This is a genomic window from Haladaptatus sp. R4 (assembly GCF_001625445.1).
In the GTDB taxonomy this organism is placed as follows: domain Archaea; phylum Halobacteriota; class Halobacteria; order Halobacteriales; family Haladaptataceae; genus Haladaptatus.
Genome location: NZ_LWHG01000011.1, coordinates 856,525 through 880,491 on the forward strand (window position 1 = coordinate 856,525; position 23,967 = coordinate 880,491).

The 23,967-nt window shown below is 61.5% G+C and carries 21 protein-coding genes and 1 pseudogene; 11 read left to right on the top strand and 11 right to left on the bottom strand.

All coding sequences use genetic code 11. The annotated features are described in order from the left end of the window. The first annotated feature begins 155 nt into the window (after positions 1 to 155). Positions 156 to 6,533 (top strand): PGF-pre-PGF domain-containing protein, encoded by a 6,378-nt coding sequence (locus A4G99_RS08025; protein WP_223301766.1) that lies wholly within the window; start codon positions 156 to 158, stop codon positions 6,531 to 6,533. Positions 6,534 to 6,756: 223 nt separating this feature from the next. Further along, positions 6,757 to 6,951: a cold-shock protein gene (locus tag A4G99_RS08030; RefSeq protein ID WP_007977946.1), complete on the top strand. Its 195-nt coding sequence runs from the start codon at positions 6,757 to 6,759 to the stop codon at positions 6,949 to 6,951. A gap of 78 nt (positions 6,952 to 7,029) precedes the next feature. Here the strand turns inward: A4G99_RS08030 and A4G99_RS08035 are convergent, their stop codons facing one another. Both A4G99_RS08035 and eif1A read right to left on the bottom strand, forming a co-directional pair. Continuing rightward, complete coding sequence (locus A4G99_RS08035) at positions 7,030 to 7,398, bottom strand: rhodanese-like domain-containing protein (protein WP_066141681.1); 369 nt, start codon at positions 7,396 to 7,398, stop codon at positions 7,030 to 7,032. 181 nt (positions 7,399 to 7,579) lie between these two features. Further along, the gene (gene eif1A / locus A4G99_RS08040) at positions 7,580 to 7,864 is read right to left on the bottom strand and encodes a translation initiation factor eIF-1A (protein ID WP_082837733.1); all 285 of its coding nucleotides are present in this window, start codon (positions 7,862 to 7,864) and stop codon (positions 7,580 to 7,582) included. A gap of 216 nt (positions 7,865 to 8,080) precedes the next feature. On the opposite strand from eif1A, the gene A4G99_RS08045 reads away from it, so the two are divergent. Beyond that, on the top strand, positions 8,081 to 9,589 hold the full coding sequence (locus A4G99_RS08045; RefSeq protein ID WP_066141686.1) for a phosphoenolpyruvate carboxykinase (ATP): 1,509 nt from the start codon (positions 8,081 to 8,083) through the stop codon (positions 9,587 to 9,589). 51 nt (positions 9,590 to 9,640) lie between these two features. Here A4G99_RS08045 and A4G99_RS08050 read toward each other — a convergent pair whose 3' ends face one another. Continuing rightward, positions 9,641 to 9,859: a hypothetical protein gene (locus A4G99_RS08050; RefSeq protein WP_066141688.1), complete on the bottom strand. Its 219-nt coding sequence runs from the start codon at positions 9,857 to 9,859 to the stop codon at positions 9,641 to 9,643. A 147-nt stretch (positions 9,860 to 10,006) separates the two neighbouring features. Further along, a complete protein-coding gene (locus A4G99_RS08055; protein ID WP_066141692.1) occupies positions 10,007 to 10,954 on the bottom strand; it encodes a TasA family protein in 948 nt (315 codons plus the stop codon). A 426-nt stretch (positions 10,955 to 11,380) separates the two neighbouring features. On the opposite strand from A4G99_RS08055, the gene A4G99_RS08060 reads away from it, so the two are divergent. The 4 genes and pseudogenes from A4G99_RS08060 to A4G99_RS08075 all read left to right on the top strand — a co-directional run bounded on the left by A4G99_RS08060 (position 11,381) and on the right by A4G99_RS08075 (position 13,822). Beyond that, complete coding sequence (locus A4G99_RS08060; RefSeq protein ID WP_066141695.1) at positions 11,381 to 11,971, top strand: hypothetical protein; 591 nt, start codon at positions 11,381 to 11,383, stop codon at positions 11,969 to 11,971. Beyond that, complete coding sequence (locus A4G99_RS08065) at positions 11,968 to 12,558, top strand: signal peptidase I (protein WP_223301768.1); 591 nt, start codon at positions 11,968 to 11,970, stop codon at positions 12,556 to 12,558. The genes A4G99_RS08060 and A4G99_RS08065 overlap by 4 nt, the downstream gene beginning before the upstream one ends. Continuing rightward, complete coding sequence (locus tag A4G99_RS08070; RefSeq protein ID WP_066141697.1) at positions 12,555 to 12,908, top strand: hypothetical protein; 354 nt, start codon at positions 12,555 to 12,557, stop codon at positions 12,906 to 12,908. Before A4G99_RS08065 ends, A4G99_RS08070 begins: the two co-directional genes overlap by 4 nt. Positions 12,909 to 13,061: 153 nt before the next feature. After that, positions 13,062 to 13,822: pseudogene (locus A4G99_RS08075) on the top strand (fructosamine kinase family protein). Positions 13,823 to 13,824: 2 nt separating this feature from the next. On the opposite strand, the gene A4G99_RS08080 reads toward A4G99_RS08075, so the two are convergent. Next, a complete protein-coding gene (locus A4G99_RS08080) occupies positions 13,825 to 14,475 on the bottom strand; it encodes an HAD family hydrolase (RefSeq protein WP_066141702.1) in 651 nt (216 codons plus the stop codon). Between the two features lie 87 nt (positions 14,476 to 14,562). Between A4G99_RS08080 and A4G99_RS08085 the strand changes: the two genes are divergently transcribed. Continuing rightward, entirely contained in the window at positions 14,563 to 14,808 is a 246-nt protein-coding gene (locus A4G99_RS08085; protein ID WP_066141704.1) for a hypothetical protein, read from the top strand. Positions 14,809 to 15,023: 215 nt separating this feature from the next. Beyond that, the gene (locus A4G99_RS08090; protein WP_066141706.1) at positions 15,024 to 15,944 is read left to right on the top strand and encodes a sulfite exporter TauE/SafE family protein; all 921 of its coding nucleotides are present in this window, start codon (positions 15,024 to 15,026) and stop codon (positions 15,942 to 15,944) included. Between the two features lie 3 nt (positions 15,945 to 15,947). On the opposite strand, the gene A4G99_RS08095 is transcribed toward A4G99_RS08090, so the two are convergent. The 3 genes from A4G99_RS08095 to A4G99_RS08105 all read right to left on the bottom strand — a co-directional run bounded on the left by A4G99_RS08095 (position 15,948) and on the right by A4G99_RS08105 (position 17,111). Next, entirely contained in the window at positions 15,948 to 16,259 is a 312-nt protein-coding gene (locus A4G99_RS08095) for a hypothetical protein (RefSeq protein ID WP_223301770.1), read from the bottom strand. Positions 16,260 to 16,315: 56 nt separating this feature from the next. Further along, the gene (locus A4G99_RS08100) at positions 16,316 to 16,627 is read right to left on the bottom strand and encodes a nucleoside triphosphate pyrophosphohydrolase (protein ID WP_066141711.1); all 312 of its coding nucleotides are present in this window, start codon (positions 16,625 to 16,627) and stop codon (positions 16,316 to 16,318) included. Positions 16,628 to 16,688: 61 nt separating this feature from the next. Further along, positions 16,689 to 17,111: a pyridoxamine 5'-phosphate oxidase family protein gene (locus tag A4G99_RS08105; RefSeq protein ID WP_066141714.1), complete on the bottom strand. Its 423-nt coding sequence runs from the start codon at positions 17,109 to 17,111 to the stop codon at positions 16,689 to 16,691. A 90-nt stretch (positions 17,112 to 17,201) separates the two neighbouring features. On the opposite strand from A4G99_RS08105, the gene A4G99_RS08110 reads away from it, so the two are divergent. Next, positions 17,202 to 17,789: a DUF6663 family protein gene (locus A4G99_RS08110; protein ID WP_066142452.1), complete on the top strand. Its 588-nt coding sequence runs from the start codon at positions 17,202 to 17,204 to the stop codon at positions 17,787 to 17,789. A gap of 36 nt (positions 17,790 to 17,825) precedes the next feature. Here A4G99_RS08110 and A4G99_RS08115 read toward each other — a convergent pair whose 3' ends face one another. After that, positions 17,826 to 19,673 (bottom strand): prolyl oligopeptidase family serine peptidase, encoded by a 1,848-nt coding sequence (locus tag A4G99_RS08115; protein ID WP_066141719.1) that lies wholly within the window; start codon positions 19,671 to 19,673, stop codon positions 17,826 to 17,828. Between the two features lie 53 nt (positions 19,674 to 19,726). Then, positions 19,727 to 20,995 (bottom strand): MFS transporter, encoded by a 1,269-nt coding sequence (locus tag A4G99_RS08120; protein WP_066141722.1) that lies wholly within the window; start codon positions 20,993 to 20,995, stop codon positions 19,727 to 19,729. Positions 20,996 to 21,373: 378 nt separating this feature from the next. On the opposite strand from A4G99_RS08120, the gene A4G99_RS25140 reads away from it, so the two are divergent. Further along, positions 21,374 to 21,643 (top strand): hypothetical protein, encoded by a 270-nt coding sequence (locus A4G99_RS25140; protein ID WP_150123066.1) that lies wholly within the window; start codon positions 21,374 to 21,376, stop codon positions 21,641 to 21,643. 164 nt (positions 21,644 to 21,807) lie between these two features. Here the strand turns inward: A4G99_RS25140 and A4G99_RS08130 are convergent, their stop codons facing one another. Next, positions 21,808 to 23,430 carry an MDR family MFS transporter gene (locus A4G99_RS08130; RefSeq protein ID WP_066141728.1) on the bottom strand — a complete coding sequence of 541 codons (1,623 nt, stop codon included), beginning with the start codon at positions 23,428 to 23,430 and terminating at the stop codon, positions 21,808 to 21,810. Positions 23,431 to 23,967: the final 537 nt, after the last annotated feature.

Sequence of the window (23,967 nt, forward strand, 5' to 3'; positions counted from 1 at the left end):
TGCTCTAGATTGATATCTAATTTTTTATACTTAACTAGAATATTCGGACAACTGAACATCCAAAGAGATTTGTATCGGTACTGACTCTAGCGCACGAACGAATCGATAGTATCGATTTTGATAACTGTAGACAACCGTCTCCCCATCCAATAACTATGTCACGAAATCACGGCCGTATCCGTGCGGCCCTTCTGGTAGTAATCGCGCTGATGGTCGTCGTCGGAATCACGCCACCATCGGTGAGCGGTGCAAACAATATCGGCATCGGCATCAATGGGGAGGACGAGACGATTGCGCCGGGGGATTCGTTCGGCTATTACACATACGGTTTCTCCGGTGACCACTACGTCTACGTCGTTCTTGACAAGAACGGAGACGGTTTCTACAACGCGTCCGACGGGTACATGAACGTCTCCGTTTCCACCAGCGATAGCAACTTCAACGACTACTTCCCCGCCACGAAGACCACCGGCTTGGACGGGACGTACGACGTGTATGCTGTCGACGATAAATCCCTCGACGACGGACTACTCGATACCGGTGACAGTCTGACGAACGGTTCCTCGACACAGATTCACATCGACGGGAGTCCACCGTGGGTTTCGGACGTGAATTTCACGAACCCGACCAACCAAACGCTCGATTTTTCCTTCACCACGAACGAGCAGGTGAACACATCGACTATCAGCATCTCCGGACCCGAGTCGAGAATCCTCGACGGCAGTAACTTCACCGAGACCAACGACAACGGGACCTACACGTACAACACCTCCGTCGCAGTCACCCACGACGGTGACTACACGGCGGAAATCACCACGGCGAAAGACGACATCGGAAACGACGCCGCGAACAACCAATCGACATCGGAACTGTCCGACAACGTTACCGTCGATACCGTTCCGCCGGGACTGCAACACGTCGAGGCGGAAGTCGGCGACGACACTGCCACCGTCACGTTCAACGAGAGTGTCGTGGACGGCGACGGAAATGCACTCAGCGCCGACGATTTCGTGTTCACCAACGCCGACGGAGGCGGCGCGACGAATATTGGCTCCGTGAGCCACACGACGGGCACGGACACGGCGACGGTGACCTTCGACGCCTCCGTCTCGGCGGGTGACCTCGAAAACGACACCATCGCGGCGAAATCGGGGCACGTCTACGACCGGTACGGGAACGCCGCGGACACGACGGCTAAATCGCTGGAAGATACGGTGCAACCGGGGGCACCGACGGGAATCTCCGCACCGGACATCAACGCGAGCAATCGAGGGTCGTACGACGTTTCGGTCACCCTGCCCGACGACCACGAAGCCGGAACTGTACAGCTATCGCTAGCCGGTAATGTGACCAGAAGCACCACGGTCACGGCCGAGTCGGATGGCGACTCGACCGGTGAAACGGTCACGTTCACCGGTATCGATACCTCCGGTATCGCCGACGGATCGGTGTCCATCGACGCGACGATGACCGACTACGGCGGGAATTCGAACAGCGCGTCAGGAGTCGAGGTGACGAAGGATACGAGTCTCCCAGGCGTCACCGATGCGAGCATCTCGAACGCACCCATCGGTACCTACGACGCCGGGACCCAACAGACGGTGACCGTCGAGTTCAACGAGAGCATCGATACGAGCGCAAGCCCGACGGTTCGGGTCGTGAATCTGAATCGGACGTACGCCGTCAACGGGAGTTTCGACGACGATACGACGTGGACCGGGACCGTCACCATCGCGGACGACAACGAGCAGGCGACCGGAGCCATCGACATCTCCGGTGCGACCGACGGCGTGGGGAACGTGATGGCCGCCGACAGTTCGAACACGTTTCAGGTCGATACGACGGGACCGGCCAAACCCGATTCCACCGACGCGGCGAACATCACGCGAAAGAATCAGGATGACTACGACGTCACCGTGAACCTCGTCTCCGACTCGGAAGCCGATACGGTGAGCGTGAAGGTTTCGGACGGGACGAACTCGGTCGTCGAGAATCGGAGCGTCACGAACGGTACGGATTCGGTTACCGTCCCCGGTATCGACGTTTCGACGCTGGACGATACGGGAACCATCACCGTCACCGCGCTCGCGTTGGATGGCGGCTATCCGAACAGCGAGGGGTACACGGCGGGGACGACGGTGACGAAGGACACGACGCGGCCGACAGCGACGAACGTCGAAATCGGCGACGGCGAAATCAACGACACCGATGCCGGGACGTCACGGACGGTGACCGTCACGTTCGACGAGTCGATGAATCGGAGCGTCGACCCGTCCGTTCGGGTGGCGGGTCTGAACCGGACGTACGTCGTCGTCGGGAGTTACGATAGCGACACGATATGGACGGGGACCGTCACCATCGCGGACGACAACGAGACGACGACCGGGAACGTCACGGTCGAGAACGCGACCGACGCCGTCGGAAACGAACTGGCGGCGACGAAACACGCGTTTTCGGTCGATACGGTGTCTCCCTCCATCACCGGATTCGACGTGCGACGTACCGGCGGCGGAACGGTCGAGCTATCGTTCAACGGCAGCGAACGACTCGACGCCGCTTCCGTCACCCTTTCGACCCCGAGCGGAACGACGACGCTCACCTCGTTTACCGAGTCGGGGAGCGGGCCGTACGAGTACACGACGACGTACGCGGGCGGTGACGGCACCTACACCGCGACGTTGACCGAGGCCCGCGACGATGCGGGCAACGACGGCGCAAGCGGGCAATCCGACGCGGTGACGGTGGACACGACGCCGCCGACGTTCAGCGATCCCGTTCCCAGCGACACGACGGTCACCGACAACGAATCCACGGTGCGTATCGACGTCGCGGATGCGACCGGGAGCGTGAACGGGAGTTCGATTCGCGTCACGGTCACTGATTCGTCCGGAACCGAACTGAACGCGGTCGGAACGGCCCACAGCGGGGTTTCGTTCGACGGGAGCACGCTCACCGTCGACCCTTCGGCGGCGGGAATCACGCTGGCCGACGGCGACGTGAACGTCACCGTCGCGGCGAACGATACGGACGACAACCGGAACACGACCGAGTTCTCGTTCGGCGTCGATACGACGACCCCCGGCGTTCAGCAACCCCGCGCCGACCGGGACGTGACGGACGATTCGACGACGATTCGCGTCGATATCGACGACGCGACGACCGGCGTTGACGGGTCGAGCCTCCAAGTCACGCTCGACAACACGAGCGGCCAGTTCTTCAGCGGCGGAACCGGCACCGACGGCGTCTCGTTCGATGGCGACACGCTCACCGTCGACCCGACGAAGTCGGGCGTCCCGACCCTTCCGAACGGTACGGTCACCGTTACCGTCACCGCGGACGATGCGGTCGGAAACGAACGCTCGAACGGGTTCGAGTTCGACGTCGACGTCCCGCCGTCGGTCAGCGGTTTCACGGCGACGAACACCGACGGGATGAACGTGACCGCGTCGTTCGATTCGACCGACGAACTCGATACCGTGGCGGTCGGCATCAGCGGTGCGGAAAGTTCGACGTTGACCACGGCCGATTTCTCCGCGACGCCTGACGGCGACGGCGGGTACAACTACACGGCGACGTACACCGGGGGTACTGACGGAAACTACACGTTCCGGTTGAACACGGCCGACGACGGACGGAGCGACGGTGCGACCGGGGAAACGGAGACGGTACTCGTCGACGACACGCCGCCGTCGGTAACCGTTTCGACGCCCGACGGTGGGGAACAGTTCCACGACGGCGAGACGGCGACTGTCGAGTGGACCGCGACGGACTCCGTGAGCGTGGACACCGTTTCGATCGACTACTCCGCGGACGGCGGTGCGAGTTGGGCGACCATCACGGCGGCGACGAACGACGGAACCTACGACTGGACGGTTCCCGTCATCGACTCCGAGTCCGTCCTCGTTCGCGTCAACGGGACCGATACCAGCGGGAACGTCGGCACCGACACGAGCGCCGGGACGTTCACCATCGACTCGACGGCACCGACGGTCGAAAACTACAGCGTGAGTAATCCAACCGGGCAAGACGTCGTCGTCTCGTTCGATACCGACGAACGACTTGGGGCGATTACCGCGGAGGTCTCCGGTACCGAGTCGGGAACGCTCACGATGAGCGATTTCACCGAGACGGACAACGGCGACGGAACGTACACCTACGCGACCACGTACGCCGGGAGTTCCGACGGCAACTACACGGCGACCCTGACCGAGGCGACCGACGCCGTGGACAACGACGGCGCGAGCGGCCAGTCGGAAAGCGTCGAGGTCGATACGACTGACCCGTCGATCTCGAACTTCACGGTGACGAACCCGTCGGGGCGGAACGTGACGGTCGAACTCGATAGCGACGAATCGCTTTCGGACATCGATGTCACGCTCTCGGGTGCCGAGAACGCGACGCTGACCCGAACCGATTTCACCGTGAGTGGAACGACCTACACGGCGACCTACGACGGAAGCGTGGACGGTACGTACACCGCGACGCTCGACTCCGCGGCCGACGACGCGGGCAACGACGGCGCATCCGGGGAGACGGACGCGGTCAGCATCGACACGACGCCGCCGACCATCTCGAACGTCACCGTCTCGAATCCGACCCAGCAGGAGGTGCAACTGCGCTTCGACAGTTCAGAACCGCTCGCCGCCGTCGGTATCGCCATCTCCGGCGCCGAAACCGCGACGTTACGTCGAACCGGTCCGTCGAACGCGAGCGGATCCTACGTCGTCACGTACACCGGGAGCGTCGATGGTACGTACACCGCGACGTTGACCGAGGCGACGGACGATGCGGGTAACGATGGCGCGAACGGCCAATCGGGTAGCGTGACCGTGGACGCCCTGTCGCCGACCATCTCGAACCTCACTGCCTCGAACCCGACCGGTGACGAGATACGGGTCCGAGTCGTGAGTTCGGAACCGCTCTCCGCGCTCGAAACGGACCTCTCCGGGCCGGAGAACGCGACGCTCACCTTCGACGACTTCGTTCGAAACGGGACGACGTACACCGCGACGTACCCGGACGCCCCGAACGGCGAGTACGACGTGACTGTGGTCGGGTTCGCCGACACCGCGAACAACACGGGGTCATCGGGTCGGACGGACAACGTGACGCTACAGACCAGCGCGCCGACCGCCTCGAACTTCGTCGCCACCAATCCGACCGGAAGACGTGTCGTCATCAGCTTCGACGGATCGGAACCGCTTTCGGCGATCGACGTCTCGCTCTCCGGCGCGGCGAACGCGACGTTGACGCGGGCGAACTTCACCGAAAACGGAACGACCTACACGGCGACCTACAACGGGAGCGTCGATGGCACCTACACCGCGACGCTGGATGGGATAACGGATGGAACGGGTATCCACACCGTCCCGGGTAAAACGGCCAGCGTCACCGTCGATACGTCACAATCCGGTGGTGGAACCGGCGGCGGAAACACCGGTGGGAGCGGGACCGGCGGTGGGAGCAGTGGCGGAGATACCGGAGACGGAACCGGTGGAAACGGGACGGTCGGTGATGAGGGCACTGGCGGGTCGAACGATGACACGGCCGACGACACGCACGACGACCCGCTCTCGGTCACGGTCACACCGGGTAACGGGGAGACCACGAACGTCTCCGTCGAAAACGCCGACGCGTATCGGAACGTCGGCGTGACGTTCGAAAACGAGACCGGTACGGGTGGACTCAACGTCAGCCAGTTGAACCTCACCGTCGAGCGGCGGGCGAATTACGACTTGCGCGTGAACACCTCGGAGAACCTGTCCACCGAATCACCCGATTTCAACGGACGTACCGTTGGACTCGCTCGAATCGATCACTCGATCCCCGATTCGGAGATCGATGGCGTCCAGTTCACGTTCCGGGCCGATGCACGCCGCTTCGAATCGACCGCCATCGACCCCGACGAAGCGGTAGTCTACCGCTACCACGACGGACGGTGGAACGCCCTCGAAACGAGCGTGGTTCGACGGGACGGGGATTCGTACGTCCTGCGTGCCGACTCTCCGGGCCTGTCCACGTACGCCGTCGGTCTTCGAAACGAGGACCTCCTCTCCGTCTCGGGTGCGAGTCTGTCGGGTCCGTCCGGAACCGTCGGGGATTCCGTCACGGTCTCCGCAACCGTCACGAACCGCGGTAACTGGATGGCGGACGAGACTGTCTCGGTGACGGCCAACGGGACGAACGTCGCCACTCGAACGATCACCGTCCCCGTCGGGGAAACGAAGGCGATATCGTTCGATATCACGCTCGATCAGCCCGGGACCTACGCCCTCGCGGTCGATGGAACGTCGGCCGGAACCCTCGTCCTCTCGGGCGTTTCCGAAACGACGGAAACGAGCGGGGACGTCGCCACGACCGAGTCATCGACCGCTTCGACTTCGTCACGGACGACGGGGATGGTCGGGACGACCCACACGACGGCGCTCGGCGACTCGTCGAAAACGAACCGGGACCGTCGTCCCAAAAGCTGGTCGCTCCTCGCGGTTGGTGCTCTCGTCCTCGCCGCGCTCCTCGTGATTCGCCGACGGTGATCACGGGGCGGCGATTTCGTGAAACGTCTGAATATGGTAACTGAGGATATTACGGAAGTCCCCGCTCGTTGTGTCGAATCGGAATCAAAGACCCGAATAACCGCATATATGTGTCTAGATGGCCACAATGAGGTTCCTAAAACGAATATGTGTCTAAAAATCACTCGTTTTAGAGAACGAATGCAGAACCCTTAACCGTGTACCCCAATTGTGTATAGTTGTAATGGCAAACGGTAAAGTTGATTTCTTCAACGACACAGGCGGCTACGGTTTCATAGAGACGGACGACGCGGACGAGGACGTTTTCTTCCACATGGAAGACGTTGGCGGCGAGGACCTTACGGAAGGTACCGAGATCGAGTTCGACATCGAACAGGCCCCCAAGGGCCCGCGAGCGAAGAACGTCGTTCGCCAGTAAATAACGATTTTACACTGTCGCCACGTGCGACAAGGTATATATCGATTTTTTTAGCGCAGTAGTATCCGAGAGCGACGGTTAGAACAGTCGCCAGAGTACCGACCGAACCCGGTAGCCGAGCGACCCGGCTCGATAGCCGCGCCAACCGCTCATGCCCCCCGCGAGCGTACTGACTTCGTATCCCTCCTCGTCGAGAATACCGGTCGCCCGTTTTGCGACGACGCCCATCTTGCAGACCGTGACGACGGGGTTGTCTTGTGGGATTTTATCAAGACGGCTGCGGAGTGCGTCCTCGTCTCCCCCGCGTAAATCGTCGTACACAGGGATGTTACGACTTCCGTCGATATGCTCCGACTGAAACGCTTTTCTCGGCCGAATATCGAGAACGTACGGCGCGTCATCGGCGTCGAGTCTGTCGTCCAGTTCGTCGGGTCGAATCTTGCTCATTATGCCCACAAATGTACCGAAGCGTTAAAGCCGTGACGTCATCGGGTGACGGTAGCAACTGTCGAACGCCTCGGTCGGTCGCGTTTCAAGTCGCACCGCTCGGTGCGAGCGGAGACCGCTGGAAAAATCTACACGTACGCTGAATCGACGGTTAGAAGTCCGTTTCAGTTCACCGAAGGGATCACTGGATGTGGCCTTCGCGGCGGAGTTGGTCCGCGTCCTGGCTGGTGTATCGCCATTCGATGTTGGCCTTCTCGTCCTGCCAGTCCCACGGTTCGATGAGGACGACGTCGCCCTCTTCGATCCAGGTTCGGTATTTCATTCGACCGGGAATCCGGCCCATTCGCTCTTTTCCGTCGTTACATCGGAGCTGTACGTGGTTGCCACCGTTGTGTTGGGTGACGACCGCGAACATCTCGTCCTCGTTTGGCATTCGGAGGTTCCGACGCCCACTTTCTTCACTCACAGGTGGAATAAGTAGCGGACACGGTTAAGTGGTAGGTGTCTTTCGATACCGTTTGACATGCAAACTGGATACTGGATCGGGGTGACCCCCCACCGAAACGAGGAGTATTTACTCGCATCTGAAAACACAATTCCGCCGAAATCGGCGTTATGAGGGCACTAAGACGGCCGTACACCATACATAATTATACGTTCGTAGGTGGGTCGTACAACCACGATGTCAGACACTGGGCAGTCAGTCCAATCCCTGAAGTCGAAACTCCCGAATCCAATAACGGCGGACAACGTTCGCTACAACCCGTCGTTTTCGGAACTTCGTGAGTTTTCGCGGGAGTTGGAGACGACGGCCGAATTCGGTTCCGCGTCGTACGTCAGCCGCGAACGGTCGCGCAACTCGGACAAGACGAGAAATGCCGTCGACGAAGGATTCGACGCGGACGACTACGCACACATCGAGGACGCGGTCGAGTTCGCCCGAGAACACGAGATGCTCTGCGTGGACCGCCTGATGGGCCGCCACACCGACCACTCCTACCGGTGCAGACTCTACGTTCCGAAGAAGTACGGCCGTATCGCCCTCGCGTGGGCGAACCTCTTCGAACCGGTCGAGGAGGAGGGTGAACCGGATTTCGTCACGATACAGGTTCCCGACTGGGACGAAATCGCCGTTCGAGTCCTTCCCGAGGAGGGCGTGACCGTCGCTCTCGGAAGCGACTACACCGGCGAGGCGAAGAAGTCCTTCCTCAGGTTGTTCATGTTCCACGCAAAACGGAAGGGCGGCCTCGGACTGCACGCCGGAAGCAAGCGAGTGACGCTTCGGGACGAAACCGGCGACCTGCGCGATGTGGGGCAGGTTTTCCTCGGTCTCTCCGCGACCGGCAAGTCCACGCTGACCGCCCACGGTCTCTGGCTCGACGACCCCGAATCGGCGACGATGCTCCAGGACGACGTCTGTGCCCTGCTCCCCGACGGAAGCGTCGCGGGCAGCGAAGGTAACGGGTTGTACGTCAAGACCATCGGCTTGGACGCCGACGAACAGCCCGCGATGTACGACGCCGTCACGCACGAATCCGCGGTCCTCGAAAACGTGGACGTGGACGACGACGGTACCGTCGATTTCGACAGCGACCTCCACACGTCGAACGGCCGGGCCATCATCCGCCGCGACCAACTCTCGTCGTCGAGCGAGGACATCGACCTGGAGCGGGTCGACCAACTGTTCTTCATCACCCGCAACCCGACGATGCCGCCGGTGGCGAAACTGTCGCCGGAGGAGGCGGCGGTGGCGTTCATGCTCGGCGAGTCCATCGAGACCAGCGCGGGCGACCCGTCGAAAGCCGGTGAGTCCATCCGCGTCGTGGGCACCAACCCGTTCATCATCGGATCGAGGGGCGAGGAGGGCAACCGGTTCCGCTCGCTCATCGACGACCTCGGCGTCGAAACCTACATCCTCAACACCGGCCACCTCGGCGGCAAGGACATCGGCGTCACGGAGTCGGTGACGTTGCTCCGGGAGATCGCGCGCGGGACGGTCGAGTGGACGGACGACGACGCGAGCGGACTCACCGTTCCGAGTTCGGTCCCCGGTATCGACATCGGCGAGTTTTCGGTCGCGGACAACGTCGACGACCACGATTCGGAGTTGTCACGACTCCGTACCGAGCGACGGGTCCACCTCGACACGTTCGAGGATCTGGACGAGGACATCCGGGACGCGGTTTACTGAGCCGAAAGCGACCGGAACCGATCCCGGTCGGTCGTTGCTTCGTGTGCGATTTCAGTTCAGCGTCTCGACTTCTTTCGTCAGGTCGGTCGGTTCGTCCACCGGACCGTTGACGAACAGGCCGTGACCGATGATGGCGACCGCGACGAGCGCCGCACCGATTACCGCGGCCGTCAACGAAACCGAAGTGAGGTAGCCGACACCCACACCGAAGAACATGCTGACGGCTATTCCGCCCAGTACGAGGTCGTAGTACTGCCACGTGTAGGCCATACGATGAGTTTCCATCCGTAGACCCGAATAACTAGGGGCCGAAATCCGTCGGTCAGGAACGCACCCGATGCGTACTCGCCCGCCTCTCTCGAAAACAGAAGGAAAGAATGGCTTCGAATCGACCGTCGCCATCGTTCACAGCGTCGATTACGCGCTGCTGTTCGGTTTGCCGTCGTCCGGAGTGCCGCCCAGAACCACGTCCTGCTCGGCGAGCGTCGGGAACGCACCCGATTCGTACTCGTCCGCCCACGGGTTCTCCGGATACTTGTCGGCGGGAGTGTCGTTGGGGTCGCGGAAGCGTTCTTCGGGGTTGTGCCGGGACTGTTCGGCGTAGAAATCGAAGTTGACCCGGATGCTGTCGCCCTGTACCTCGTTGCCGACGTCCTCGGGGAGTTCCCACCGAACCGTGATGTACTGGCACGTGCCGTTCTGGAACGGATCGATCGGTTCGCCGTCGGGATACGCACCGCCGACCACGTCGGGGGAGTCGCCGTCACGGACCCCGTCGAGCAGCACGGGGACGGACCCGTACTGCGGCGTCGTCGTTTGCGTCCCCTTGAGGTCGAGTGGCTTCTGGATATATCGGTCGTTCCAGAGGTTGCCCGACTCCGGACCGTCGCCCACCGTCGCGTTCTTGTTCTGGTCGTAGAACGTACGGAACTCCAGGTTCTCGTCCATTTCGCCGTAGCCGTTGGTATCCGTCCCTTCGGCTTCTTTTTCGGGGTCGTTCTGTCCGTTTTCTTGGGAGTGGCTGAGCCGACCGCGGAACCACACCCACGCCGGGTTGTCCACGTTCTCGATCGTGAACCGAATCCATCCCTGGTCGCCGGGCTTGATGTCCTTGAACTCGATGCCGAGCTCCGTGTTGTCGGTATCCTGTGCCGGAACGACTTTGGGATCGACGTCGTTCCCGTAGTGATCGACTTCCCAACCGATCTTCAAGTCGAGGTCGCCAGCAGTGAACGTCGCGTTGGTTCCTTCCTTGTCGTTCAGGAACGCCATCGTGCCCGCGCCGCCGAGCGCTGCCGCGACACCCATGCCGCCGATACCGAGAAGTACGTTGCGCCGATTGAGAGTGAGTTTTTTATCTGACATTAGTTGTCTCCGTTCTTCGACACCCATCGTCGGTAGCTTCCGACGGTTCCGAGTCGAAGACGCAACCGACCCGATGACCTATCACCGTGTATATATATACTCGATAGTGGTTTCATAGAGATCGTATATCCATCCCATAAACGGTCTCTAGCGGGTTTACAAGCGATTCGAGGGGGTTCAGGCGCGACCCATAGAGACCGTATAGTGGGTCACAAGCGGCAGTTGACGCTCATATTCGTTCGCGGTAACGTCGGGAGACAGCGTCTCGGAGCCATTGGTCCTGACAAATATATAACTAATGAATTATGGAAATGCATCTATCAGGTTCATAAATATAATACTACAGTTCCAGCTATCTACCCGGGCAAAACGATGATAACGACGAGCCGGGGGGGCAGTGATGAAAGATAACGGCAGGGTCGACGTATGAGCACGACGACCCCCGTCCCGACTCAACCCGAACAGACAACACAACAAAATCGAGAACCCAAGACACTCACACAGGAGACGGCGTTCAACATTCTCAGCTGTCAGCGGCGGCGGAACGTGGTCCACTATCTCCTCCAGCAGGGCGAATCCGTCTCGCTCCACGAACTCTCGAAGCAGCTCGCGGCGTGGGAGAACGAGATAGTGCCCGAGGAGGTCACGTACGAACAGCGAATGCGCGTCTACACGGCGCTTCGACAGGCACATCTGCCGAAGATGGACGACGCCGACGTCGTCCACTTCGACGCGAACGGAGGGACGATACGGCTCACCGACGCTGCGACGAAGTTGGAGGTCTATTTGGACATCGTCCCCCACGACGGAATCCCGTGGAGCGGTTACTATCTCGGACTCGGCGGCGTCTCGGTAGGGCTGATCGCGCTCGCGTGGATCGGTCTCTTCCCGTTCGACCGACTACCGGGCCTCGCGTGGGGATTCGTGATTTCGCTACTGTTCCTCGCATCCGCCGTGGCACACAAGCGACACGACGAACGGCACCGCCTCGGCAAGGAGGGCCGCCCGCCGCTATGATGGCCGTCGCCGCCGCCCGAAAGCCACGGCGAATCGCACGCCTCGGCGGGATGGTGCTCCTCGTCGCTGGCATCCTTCTGCTGGCGGTCGTCGTGTTTCCGCAACTCGTCGGCGCGAGCGGGAGCTACGTCGTGCTCTCGGGGAGCATGCATCCGACGATACACGCCGGGGACGTCGTCGTCTCGAAGCACGTCGAACCGAGCGCAATCGAGGAAGGCGACATCCTCGTCTTCCATCGCGAATCGGCTTCGAATTCCGACCGCACGACACACCGCGTCGTCGACGTCGTCCACCGCGACGACGGACTGTACTTTAGAACGAAGGGAGACGCGAACGAGAATCCGGACGTCGGACTCGTCTCGGCCGACGACGTGATCGGCCGCGTTTGGTTCCACGTCCCGTACATCGGGCATCTCCTGCTGTTCGCACGGACGCGCGCAGGGTTGCTCTCGTTGGTCGTCCTCCCCTGTCTGCTGATCGTGATCTCGGAAGCGTACTCGCTCGTCGGTGCGACGCGGGCCAAAAGCGAAGACGAGGACGAAACGGGCGGTGACAAGGACGAAACGGATGGTAAAGATACGAGATGATACACGGACCCAATCCCAAAGCGACCGTGCTCGTAGTCGCGGCGCTCTGCCTGCTAAGCACGATCAACACCCCGGTCACACACAGCCTGTATGCGGATTCCGAGGTGATGAGTTCGAACTTCGTCGGCGGAAACGTCACGACTACCGCCGTCGAGAACGCAACGAATCACACCACGACGAACGTGAACGAAACGTCCGTCGAACCGACGACCGTCTCCCCCACGACCAGCGGAACGACGCCACCACCGAACACCACGACGTCCTCCTCGCTGGTAGGGACGACGACGAACGAAACGACGGATACCGACCCGGTCACGACACGAAAAACGGTGACCGAAAACAGTGGCTAACCGGGATAGCGTCACCGTGATCGGCGGCAGGCCGAGCTAGCATCGTTTTAGGATCGGCGGTACGTATCCGAACCGATGGACGACCTCGCCGCTCGGATCACCGCCGTTACCGACGAACCGCCGACGGAGCTTTGCGAACTCGACGGGGGCGAAATCGGCGCGGTGTATCGCGCCGATTTCGCTTCCGGCACGCCGCTCGTCGCCAAGACGAGCGACGCGACGCTGACGGTCGAGGCGACCATGCTTCGCCACCTCGCTGACCACGGCCTTCCCGTCCCCGACGTGTATCACGTCGAGGACGACCTGCTGTTGCTCGAATTCATCGACGGCGACTCGACCATTACGCCCGACGTGGAGCGGGAGATGGCCGACCACCTTGCCGCCCTGCACGACACCGCCGCGCCCGCCTACGGGTTCGACTGCGACACGCTCACGGGGTCGCTCTCACAGCCGAATCCGTGGACGGAATCGTGGATCGAATTCTACGGCGAACACCGTCTCAGGCACGCGGCGGAAGTCGCGCGGGAAACCGGTGAACTGCCGGAGTCGATGGTGGAGCGAGTGGAAGAACTCGTGAGCGACCTCGATTCGCTCGTCGTCGAACCCGACGCGCCGTCGCTGATCCACGGCGACGTGTGGACGACGAACGTGCTCGAATCGGACGGGGAACTGCGCGCGTTTCTCGATCCGGCGGCGTACTACGCCCACTCGGAGGTCGAACTCGCGTACATGGACTGGACGAACTGCGTCGGAAACGCATTCTTCGAGCGCTACGACGAACGCCGCGGTATCGAGCGGGATTCGAATCGCGCCGGGACGTGTACGTCGTCTATCCGCTGCTCTCGCACGTCTTTCACTTCGGGGAGGGGTATCTGTCGGAACTCGACCGGACGCTGTCGCGGGTGGGCTACTGAAGCTAGTCCAAAATCTCGAAAATTTCGGGCAAGCCCTCGATCTCGTACGTCGGTTCGACGGAGAGTTCGTACTCCGTCCTGTGCGGGCGGCGGATGAACGCCGAATCCAGTCCGGCGTTGTCGGCGGCGACCACGTCGCTCTCGCTGTCGCCGACGAAGAGGGCGGTTTCGGCTCCGATGTCGGCCAGCGCGCGGTCGAGGAAGTGCGGGTTCGGCTTCTTCCGGCGGATTCCCTCGACGGTCGGTGGCCTGCCGTAGTAGGTCTCGAAGTGGCGTGCGAGTTCGAAGTAATCGAGCATGAACTCGACGGTTGCCTGCTGGTTCGAACTGACGAGGCCGAGCGGTTGCTCGAACGAGGAGAGGGCGTCGATGTCGTCGTAGGTCGTCGTCCGTCCGGCCTCGATTTCACGCAGTTGAATCTCCGAGGCGGCGCTGTCGCGCGTCTCCCAGAACGAATTCGGGTCGAAACCGTACGCCTCACACACCTCCCGAAAGCCGTCGGGGGTGGCGCTGTGCGTTACAGCGGCAAGGTGGTCCTCCGCCGGGTCTACGTCGAACTCCTCGAAGGCCGAGCGCGCCGCTTCCTGGAGCAACTCGCGTTTCGGCGGTTTCACGAGGACGCCGTCGTTGTCGAACAACACCGCATCGTACATGAATCGAGTTCGTGAGCGGAGGGGGGTAGGCGTTCCCATTTCCGGCGGCCAAAGCCGGTTTGGACCTCGATGCCGAAAGTAGGTTCGATGGACCCGAATTCGGACTTTTCGGACGAACAGGAGGGCAAACGCGTCGTCGCGGACGACGGCACCGAAGTCGGCGTCGTGAAGGAGGTTCGGGACGGGACGCTGTACGTCGAAGTCGGGGGCAACCCGAACCCGGACACGATCGATGAACTCGGCTGGGGCGGGGTCGTCAACCAGTCGGTGCACGAACTCAAGCGGCAGTTCATCGGGACGATCACCGACGAGACGGTTCGCCTGTCCGTGTGAATACACGACCGCGGTGGCAAAGGTCGCCGCTTTCTGCGACGGCCGTTCGAGCACCCTTTCGGACAGTTCGGCGGTTTCGGCGCTCATACGGCGTTATTCACCGAAACGTCACGTCATCGCTCTCGGTGACCGTTTCCCGATTTCTCCCACCTAACTACGTGGAATGACAAAGGGGGGGTAATGAATACGGATTCGAGACCCTCGGAGGCCACTCGCTGATGTCCGGGGAATCGACGGTACACCCCGGGGAGTTCGTTCGAAACCTGCGTCAGTTCCGCTATCGGGAACTGATGATGGCGGTCGCAACCGTCGCCGTCATCGTCGGCGCAATCGGTCTCTTTCCCGGGACGGCGAACGTCACGCAAGGGTTGAAGACGAACGCGACAACGACTGACCTCGTCCTGTTCGTCGCGCTCATCATACTGGCGGCGATGCTGAAGGGGATGGTCGGGTTCGGCTTCGCGCTCATCGCAACGCCGCTCGCGGCGTCGGTCATGAACGTCGATATCGCCGTCGTCGTTCTCGCCGTCCCGCCGTGGATGATCAACGTCTTTCAGGTGGGCGAGACGAACACCGGCCTCGGCTACGTCCGCCGTGAGTGGTCGCTCATCGCCCTCGCGTTGGTCGGTACCGTTGCTGGCGTGTTCTTCTTCTCGGCGTTCAAGACCAGCGCGGTGGTGGTGTTCCTCATCGGCCTCGTCCTGTTCGGGTACGTCCTCTTCCAACTCGGGAAGGGGTTCGTCTCCATCGAGGGGACGCACAATCCCGTCGCACTCGGCGTCGTCGGCCTGCTGGAAGGCTTCCTCCTCGGCGCGGCCAACCTCGGTCCGCTGCTCCCGACGTACCTCCACACGTTCGAGCGGGACAAAGAACGGTACGTCGGCGGCCTCTCGATGGTGCTCGGTCTGGTGTTCACGGTGAAAATCCTCCAGATGCTGGTGACGGGCGTCATGACGACGTACTACCTCTGGTTGGGTTCGACCTTCGCAGTCGTCACCCTCGTCGGCCTGTTCGCCGGGACCTATCTCCGACGCGTCGAAATCGACGAGCGGAAGTTCAACTGGTTGGTCGTCGCCATCCTGCTGGTCATCTCGCTGAAAATCTTCTCGAAGACGGTTCCGGCGCTGTTCTTCTGAGAACTACTGTACCGTGGCGACGTTCCACCCGTCGTCCGTTATCCGCTCCTCGGCGACCGTTTCGCCGTCGCCCAGGACGCGGAACAGGAATCCTTCTCCGTTCCGCTCCGTCGCGAGTCGAATCGTCCTCACGTCGGCGTCGAATTCGGTTCGCCGCTCCTCGGGGACCCAATCGTCACGGATGGCCGTCATGCCGAAATCGCCGTACGAAACCGTAGTCGATTCCTCGATGGTTCCGTCGGCGCGAACCTCCGCGACGATTCCTTCGTTGCTCTCGTTCTCCCGAATCACGAGCGTGTACGTCGTGAGTGACATGGAGGAGCGTTTGCCACCGCCGACCATTCGCGGCGTGGTTGCAAATGCTGGCCTTTTTACTCGACCCGTTCGAGAACGATTCCGTCCGTGAACCCGCCCCGGTCGTCGGCTTTTTCGGCGCGAATCCGTTCCAACTCGTCACGCGTGAGTCCGTCGGAGTCCGCCAGCGCATAGACGACTTCGAGCACGTCGGCCAGTTCCGCCGGTTCGCCGGATTCCCGGAACTCCGTTACCTCCTCGTCCAACTTCTCCGCGAGTCGTCGCTCGTACTCGTCATCGTCCGCGACGTGCGTCACCGGGCGCTCGTCGTTTTCCTCGATGATTGCCGGAATCCGGTCGCGTACCAGTTTGTCGTACGTTCGGGTCATGGAAATGATACGGCGACGTGACGCCAAAAAAACGCCGAACGACCGATGGTTAACGCAAGCGCTACGTTTTGCGTCCCGTCACCGATTCGATTCGCAGTTCGTACAGTTCGGGTTCCACGTCGCTGAGCGATTCGTCGAACACCCGGAGCGGGACGAATCGCTCGTTTATCTCGGCCTCGCTGAGCGTGTCGGACGCGGGAGCGAGACTGCCTCGCACGAGGATGCTCCACGACTCTTCGCCCGTCGTTTCGTACACGACGAAACTGGCGGTATCGGTGGTTTCCACGAACGATACCTTCTCGCTCCCCTCCTCGACGCCGAAGCGAAGCAGGATTTTCTCGCCATCGTAGTGGAACGAGACCGGGAGCGAGTAGGCGTCGCCGTCGCGAGCGAGCGACAGGACGCCGGTGTCCGTCGATTTCAATTTCCGTTCGAGTTCCGTTTCGTCCATGCCGAACGTGTAGACGTACTCCAAATGTTCCATACCGGCACTACGGAGGCCATCGGCATAACTCGGCCGACTGAACCGTGTCGATTCGAGTGGCTTTTCCCGCATCGCACCGGAGTCGGAACCATGGAGGAAGACCGGTCCTTTCGCGTGCTCGCCACCCGCTCGGACGGAAGCCTGCGGTTGCTCGACCGGGAGACGTACGAACCGGTCGTCACCGCCCCCGACGGCCACGGAGGGACCGTAGACGACGTTCACCCCGGCTACCGTATCGACGCCGACCTCGACTGGTCGAACGCCGAACCGACGGTTCGGTCGCTCTCGGTGCGCCGGAAGACGCTGTACTCCTTCGCCGACGGCATCGACCCCGTCTTCGAGGTCGCACAGCAAGCGTGGACGGAGGCCCGGATGGCGGGCGAATCGATGAACAGCACCGTGACGCGAAACACCGACAACGAGGTCAACGGCGTGCTCTACGTGTTCGCCGAGGACGAGGGGGGACGCGTCTTCGAGTCGTTCCGCGACGGCACCCGCCCGTTGGAACCGCTGATAGACCGGGTGAACGAGGGGAAGGGTGACGACCCGCGGGAGGTATTCGTGCTCCGTCCCGCCGAGGGAGCCTACGTCATCGTCACCATCGCACTCCGAAAGGGCGGTCAGTTCGCGGAAACGCTTCGGGAGACGTACGACTGTCCGGCACCGTCGGAAGGGTGACCGAATCCGTCTCCGTCGTTTCTATCCGATCCGCGGCTACAACGTCTCGTCGAGATAGTCGGCGACGATCCGGTGCGATCGAATCTTCTGGTCGATATCGAACGAGCCGTGTCCCTGCTCGCCGAGTTCCTCGTAGACGAATTCCTCGCCATCCGCCCACCCACGCGCTACGAGCGCGTCCCGATACAGTCGCGCCTGCGAGACGGGACACCGCGGGTCGTTGACGCCGTGAATCATGAGAATGGGGGACTCCGCCGAATCGACGTGGGTCAGCGGCGAGCGCTCGCGGTACAGGTCCTCGTTTTCGTCCGGCGTCCCGAGTTGCTGTTCGAGGATGTGCTGGTAGTGCGGCATGGAATCCTCGTACAATCGGCGAAGGTCGGTGATGCCGACGTTCGCCACCGCAGCGGCCCAGAGGTCGGGATACCCCACGTGCTGGCTGTAGGCGCTGTAGCCGCCGTAGGAGCCGCCGAACACCGCGACGCGGTCCTCGTCTATCCAGTCCCGTTCCATCAGCCAGCGGCCGCCGTTGGCGATGTCTTCCTGTTCGCCGCCGCCCCAATCGCCACGGATGGCGTACTTGAACGCCCGACCTCTCCCCGTCGAACCGCGATAGTTCGGCTGAAAGACGGAGTAGCCACGCGCGACCAGAAACTGCGTGAGTTCGTTGAACGACCGGGTGTACTGTGCGTGCGGCCCGCCGTGTACCAACACGACCGCCGGTTGCCCGGTCGCCTCGGGATCAGCGCCGGGTCGTTGTCGGGCGTCGTACAGCAGTCCTCCGATCATCCAGTCGCCGGATTCGTAGGTGACGTACTCCGCATCGACGAACGCCGACGGATCGATGTCCCCGTATTCGGCGTCGAGGACGACCTCGTGCTCGTCGGTACCGAGGTCGTAGGCGAGGAGCCGCTGTCGTTCGTCCGGTGTCGTTTGCGTGAGAACGGCGCGGCCATCCGCGAGGAACGGCCGGTCGACTCCTTGGACGACGGTCGTGTTGCCTTCGAGGAGATCCAGTTCCCGCCCGGCTCCGGTTTCGAGGTCGTAGATGACGGGGACCGTCGCCGCCCTGCGGGTGCGGAGGACGAGCGCGCGGCGGCCGTCCGGAGTGAACGTCGCGGGGTATTCGACGTGTTCGCCGTCCCCGAGCCACTCGACGGAATTCCGTTCGAGGTCGTAGATTCCGGCGCGAGGTTTGTCCTCCGCGTTGTCCTCGATCAGCAAGCGCGTGCTGTCCGGTCCCCAGTCGGCGACGGACGTTTCCGACCCGTTTTCGCCGACGTCGAGGCGTCGCGGGTCGCTCCCGTTCGAGGCGGCGACGTACGCGTCCATATTGTCGAGGTCGTCGGTTTCGTTGGTCACGTAGGCGATTCGGTCCCCCTCGGGACCGTACATCGCGTTCCACGTCGGTCGGCCGTAGTCCGTGAGTTGCGCGGTCTCGCCGGTTTCGATGTCGGCGCGGTACAGGTTCATCTGCTCGCCCTCGTCGCTCGCGTACAGGAGGTATCGACCGTCCGGGGAAACGTCGCAGATCACGCACTGGCCGTCGGTTTCCACGATCGTTTCGCGGTCGCCGTCCGTCGTCAGCGCGTGAACGTCGTTCTGTTCGTCGCCGCCGTCGTCACGGTGGAAGAATATCCGTTCACCGTCAGCATCCCAGCAAACGTGCCAGCGGGCGCTCTTCGGGACGTTTCCGTCGCTCACCTGTTCGAGTTCGCCGGATTCGACGTCGAGGATACATAGTTCGTTTCGGCCGCTTCCGTCGTAGTAACACGCGACGCGTTCGCCGTCGCGTGACACCATCGGATGGTAGAACTTCGGGAGGGACGCGAGCGCTTCGAGCGGGACCGCCGAGTCGGAGGAATCGTGCGTCGGATCGGACATACCTGTCTTCGATGCGTATCCGACGGTAATAATGTTGTTCGTCTATCAACTACTCAGTCGAGCGGTTGGGCGTCCTCGGTGACCCCTTCGACCGCTTCGTCGTCCTGTTGGAGGCCCTTGTGGAGGTAGTAGAACGCGCCGAGCGTCCCGATGATGCCGACGATACCGCCGATGTAGAATGCGTCCTGAATCCGAAACGTGTCCGTGATGGCTCCGAACCCGACCGGGCCGAACACCTGTCCGGCCGAGAGGGAGGCGGTGAACGCGCCCGTCACGAGACCCATCCCGTGGACACGGCCGCGTTCGGTGCGGATGGCGACGGCGGAGGTTCGGGAGACGGCGCTGAACGCGCCCATGCAGATCATGAGGCCGATTAACAGGGGAAGCGTGGTGGCGAACGGTACGGCGAGCATGGTGAACGCGCTCAACAAACCGCCGGTGACGATGAAGTGAACGCGATACTCCGCGTAATCGTCGGATAGCCGACCGAGTGGAATCTGGAGAACCCCACCGACCGCCATATACACCGAGAGGACGACGCCGACCATCGTCGATGACAGCCCGAAGGCCGCCGAGGTTGCGAGGACGGGGAAAAAGGAGTTGAATCCCCAGCGGTAGAATCCACGCGCAACGATGTAGGTCATGATACCGCGGAGTTCGAAGTCGGCCCAGACGGCACGGGCGGCCTCCCACGGGTTCGGAGCCCCCGCGGTATCGCGCACGTCGTCGGGGAGTTCGGGAACGAGAACGACGACGAGGAAGAACGAGACGACGGTCAGCGCCGCCATCACGTAAAACGGCGTCGTGATTCCGGTGAGGGTGAACCACGGCGTGTGGATCGCGTGTTCGGCGAAATAGCCGCCGACGGTCGGCCCGATGGCGATGCCGCCGAACAGCGAGACGTAGAACAGGTTCGTGATGGAGCCTTCGCTTCCTTCCGGCGTGATGTCGCCGACGTAGGACTGTGCGATTGGCGTCACGAGGACCGACGAGAACCCTTGACAGAACCGCACGACGCCGAGCATGAGCGGCGACGACACCATCGAGTACGCGATGGAGAGGACGGCGAACAGACCGAGACCAGTGAGAAGCAGGTTCTTCCGACCGTAGGAGTCGGAAACCCGACCGGTGAACGGCGCGAGAACGCCCCGAGAGATGGCGAAGCCGGAAAAGATGAGTCCGACGATGACGCCGGACGCGCCGAGGTCCTGCGCGTACGTCGGGAGAATCGGTTCGAGGATGCTGAAGCCGAGCATCGAGACGCCGGTTGCAACGAACAGGCCGACGAACGCACCCTTGTGTTCGCCGAGTTCGTCAAGCATGTCTCTCACGCCCCGTGGCGTGGCTACTCGTGTTCGAGAGGCGGTTCATACACGACTTACTGACCAGTTAGTAAAAACGGTTACGAACGAGGTAGTCCGTGGCGTTATTGTCCGAAAAAAGAACCGTAGCGCGCGAAAAAAGCGGTCAAATCGACTATATGGATGGTCAGTCGTTCGTCGGAATCTCGACGACATCGATAACTTCATCCATAAGAGATGCACAAAATGACATCGTATATACCGATGTACCGACGCCGTTTCCTGCAAGTCTCTGCCCCGACGTTCGTTGCGATTGGAAGTGGCTGTCTCTCTCGGCAGAAACAAAAACCGTCCCTATCGATCGTTTTTATCAGTGTCAAAAACCTCTCGTCTGCTGATTTGGAGTTCGATATAGCGGTAGTCACGGAGAACGAGACCGTGTTCGAATCGAGTCGACTCATCAGTGCGGGAGATGCGATAGAAATCAAGCGACCGGTCGATGACCCGGGGGATTACTCACTCAGGCTTTCAGCTCAGGGACGAACCGTGACACAGGAAATTTCCCTCTTCGCGAAGGGGGATGATGAGTGTGTCAGTCTGACCGGCGAACTCGACCAGAGCGGTCGGCTTTTAATCGAAGGCAACGGTTACAACCGATGCCAGCCGTGAGGATAGTACCGTTTTGCCTTTCCATTCGTGTGCGTGGCTAACGACGTCGATGCTGTATCCGAGCGTTGTCGCTCGGACTGACCGTTGATCGACAGGGTAGCACGGGGTTGTCCGAAAAAAGAACCGCGACGCGCGAAAAAACGGACGAAACGCTCTCCGGATGATCAGTCGTCGCTCGAAGCCGTCGAGTCGTCCGAGGACATCGCACCGTCCATCGGCTCCGCGCCGCCCTCGCCCATCGAGACGTGGGCCTCTTCGCTGAGTTCCGCGTTGGGGAGCGTGAGCGAGACGACGAACGCGAGGATGAGTACACCCATTCCGGCGAGGAACACGGTGTCGATGCTGTTCGCCATCGCCGTCACCACCACGTGCTGAATCTGGTCCGGGAGCTTCTCGATGGCCTCCGGGCCGATGCTCGCGGCGTCGGACGTGAGCTGTCCGGAACCGGCCTGTCCGGCGAAGGCGTCGGAGAGGCGGTTGGTGAGTTGGTTGTTCAACAGCGCACCGAGGACGGCGACGCCGATACCGCTCCCGAGGCTCCGACTGAACGTGACGGAGGTGGTCGCGACACCGAGGTCCTCTCGGTCGACGGCGTTCTGAACCGCCACGGTGAGGACGGGCATGACGAATCCGAGTCCCATCCCGGTGACGATCATGAAGATGGTCGATTCCGTCGAGGTGGTCGATGGTCCCATCGTGTGGAGGAACCAGTAGCCGACCGACGCGACGAGGGTTCCGACGACGGCGAAGACCTTGTAGCGGCCGAACCGGGTCATCAACTGTCCCGTCGCACCGCTCGTGACGAGCATCCCGCCGACGAGGGGGAACAGGAGCAGACCGGAGTTGGTCGCGCTCGCACCGAGGACGTCCTGCAGGAAGACGGGGAGGTAGATGGTCGCCCCGAACATCCCGATGCCGAGACAGAAGCTCAGTGTCATGACGCCCACGACCGTGTGCCTGTCGAGCAGGTGAACCGGGAAGACCGGTTCGTCGACGCGCAGTTCCTGCAGAACGAACAGGACGCCGAAGACGATGGTCGAAGCGATCAGCCCAAGGATTTGGACGGAATCCCAGGCGTACTCGCTACCGCCCCACGTCGTGGCGAGCATGAGCGAACCGACCGCGACGACGAGGAGCGCCGCCCCGAGGTAGTCGATATCGAGGTCGGTTGCGTCCGGCGTCGGAAGGTCGAGTTTGAAGTGCGTGATGAGGATCGCTGCGAGTCCGATGGGGACGTTGATGTAGAAGATCCAACGCCAACTGTAGTGGTCGGTGAGGTAGCCGCCGAGGAGCGGTCCGCCGACGGTCGCACCACCGAAGATGAGCATCATGTAGCTCATGTACTTCCCACGTTCGCGGGGCGAGAAGATGTCGCCGAGGATGGTCGTCGCCATGGCGATGAGACCACCCGCGCCGATACCTTGCAGCGCGCGGAAGGCCGCGAGTTGCGTCATCGGGCCAACGACGTCGTTGATCGCGGCGAACTCCCCGGCGAGTCCGGAGAGGATCGAGCCGATCAGGAAGATGGAGATGGACGTCTCGAAGATGAGCGAGCGTCCATAAATGTCGCTCAGCTTCCCGTACAGCGGCGTCGTCACCGTGACCGTCACGAGGTAGGCAGTGACGATCCACGACATCTTGCTCGCGTCACCGAGATCGCCGACGATGCGCGGGAGCGCGGTCGAAACGATGGACTGGTCGATGGAGCCCAGCAACATCCCCAACATGAGTCCGCCGAGAATGATGGCCCGTTCACGACCGAGTCCGTTACTCGATTCCGTACTCATACGTTGATCCTCCGTTCGAGCGGTGGATCACTGCGTAAATATTGAATGAACATTCAGTCACCTATGGCTTACTGAACAGTTAGTCAGTGATAAATGTTTCGAGAGAAGAATTGGCACTCAGGTCTCCATTTCGGGTGCGAGAACGCTTCTCTCCCTCAATCCTCACGATTAGTAATTTCGTTTTGGCGGTCGCCGTCCGCTTTCAGCGCGGTAGCGAGTCGTCGCGGGGAGACGACACGATTGCACTGATTGCACGGTGCACACCGCTTGCACAGAACTCTCAGGTTCTTCTACCTCCGTTTCACCCCTACTTCGGTTCGATGACAGTCCAAAGCAGTCAACAGACGAACAGTTCGTGGGGCGAGTCGCAATAGTCACCGACGCTTCGCGCGGTATCGGCAGTGCAGTTTCGAAGCGACTCGGCGGCGGATTTTCCGGCCGATGGCTCCGATTAACCCGCCATGCTCCAGCACGGTGGGGCGGAGATAACTGAACGTTCATTCAATTTTTATACCCGGAGTCCGTAGCTAGCGTATG

Coding starts and splice junctions, on each gene's coding strand:
- A4G99_RS08055 (WP_066141692.1), bottom strand. CDS start 10,954: ATGTCAGATAAAAAACTCACTCTCAATCGGCGCAACGTACTTCTCGGT.
- A4G99_RS08030 (WP_007977946.1), top strand. CDS start 6,757: ATGGCAAACGGTAAAGTTGATTTCTTCAACGACACAGGCGGCTACGGT.
- A4G99_RS08110 (WP_066142452.1), top strand. CDS start 17,202: ATGGAGGAAGACCGGTCCTTTCGCGTGCTCGCCACCCGCTCGGACGGA.
- A4G99_RS08080 (WP_066141702.1), bottom strand. CDS start 14,475: ATGTACGATGCGGTGTTGTTCGACAACGACGGCGTCCTCGTGAAACCG.
- A4G99_RS08095 (WP_223301770.1), bottom strand. CDS start 16,259: ATGTCACTCACGACGTACACGCTCGTGATTCGGGAGAACGAGAGCAAC.
- A4G99_RS08120 (WP_066141722.1), bottom strand. CDS start 20,995: ATGCTTGACGAACTCGGCGAACACAAGGGTGCGTTCGTCGGCCTGTTC.
- A4G99_RS08065 (WP_223301768.1), top strand. CDS start 11,968: ATGATGGCCGTCGCCGCCGCCCGAAAGCCACGGCGAATCGCACGCCTC.
- A4G99_RS08100 (WP_066141711.1), bottom strand. CDS start 16,627: ATGACCCGAACGTACGACAAACTGGTACGCGACCGGATTCCGGCAATC.
- A4G99_RS08050 (WP_066141688.1), bottom strand. CDS start 9,859: ATGGCCTACACGTGGCAGTACTACGACCTCGTACTGGGCGGAATAGCC.
- A4G99_RS08060 (WP_066141695.1), top strand. CDS start 11,381: ATGAGCACGACGACCCCCGTCCCGACTCAACCCGAACAGACAACACAA.
- A4G99_RS08105 (WP_066141714.1), bottom strand. CDS start 17,111: ATGGAACATTTGGAGTACGTCTACACGTTCGGCATGGACGAAACGGAA.
- A4G99_RS08115 (WP_066141719.1), bottom strand. CDS start 19,673: ATGTCCGATCCGACGCACGATTCCTCCGACTCGGCGGTCCCGCTCGAA.
- A4G99_RS08035 (WP_066141681.1), bottom strand. CDS start 7,398: ATGAGCAAGATTCGACCCGACGAACTGGACGACAGACTCGACGCCGAT.
- A4G99_RS08025 (WP_223301766.1), top strand. CDS start 156: ATGTCACGAAATCACGGCCGTATCCGTGCGGCCCTTCTGGTAGTAATC.
- A4G99_RS08130 (WP_066141728.1), bottom strand. CDS start 23,430: ATGAGTACGGAATCGAGTAACGGACTCGGTCGTGAACGGGCCATCATT.
- A4G99_RS08045 (WP_066141686.1), top strand. CDS start 8,081: ATGTCAGACACTGGGCAGTCAGTCCAATCCCTGAAGTCGAAACTCCCG.
- A4G99_RS08085 (WP_066141704.1), top strand. CDS start 14,563: ATGGACCCGAATTCGGACTTTTCGGACGAACAGGAGGGCAAACGCGTC.
- A4G99_RS08070 (WP_066141697.1), top strand. CDS start 12,555: ATGATACACGGACCCAATCCCAAAGCGACCGTGCTCGTAGTCGCGGCG.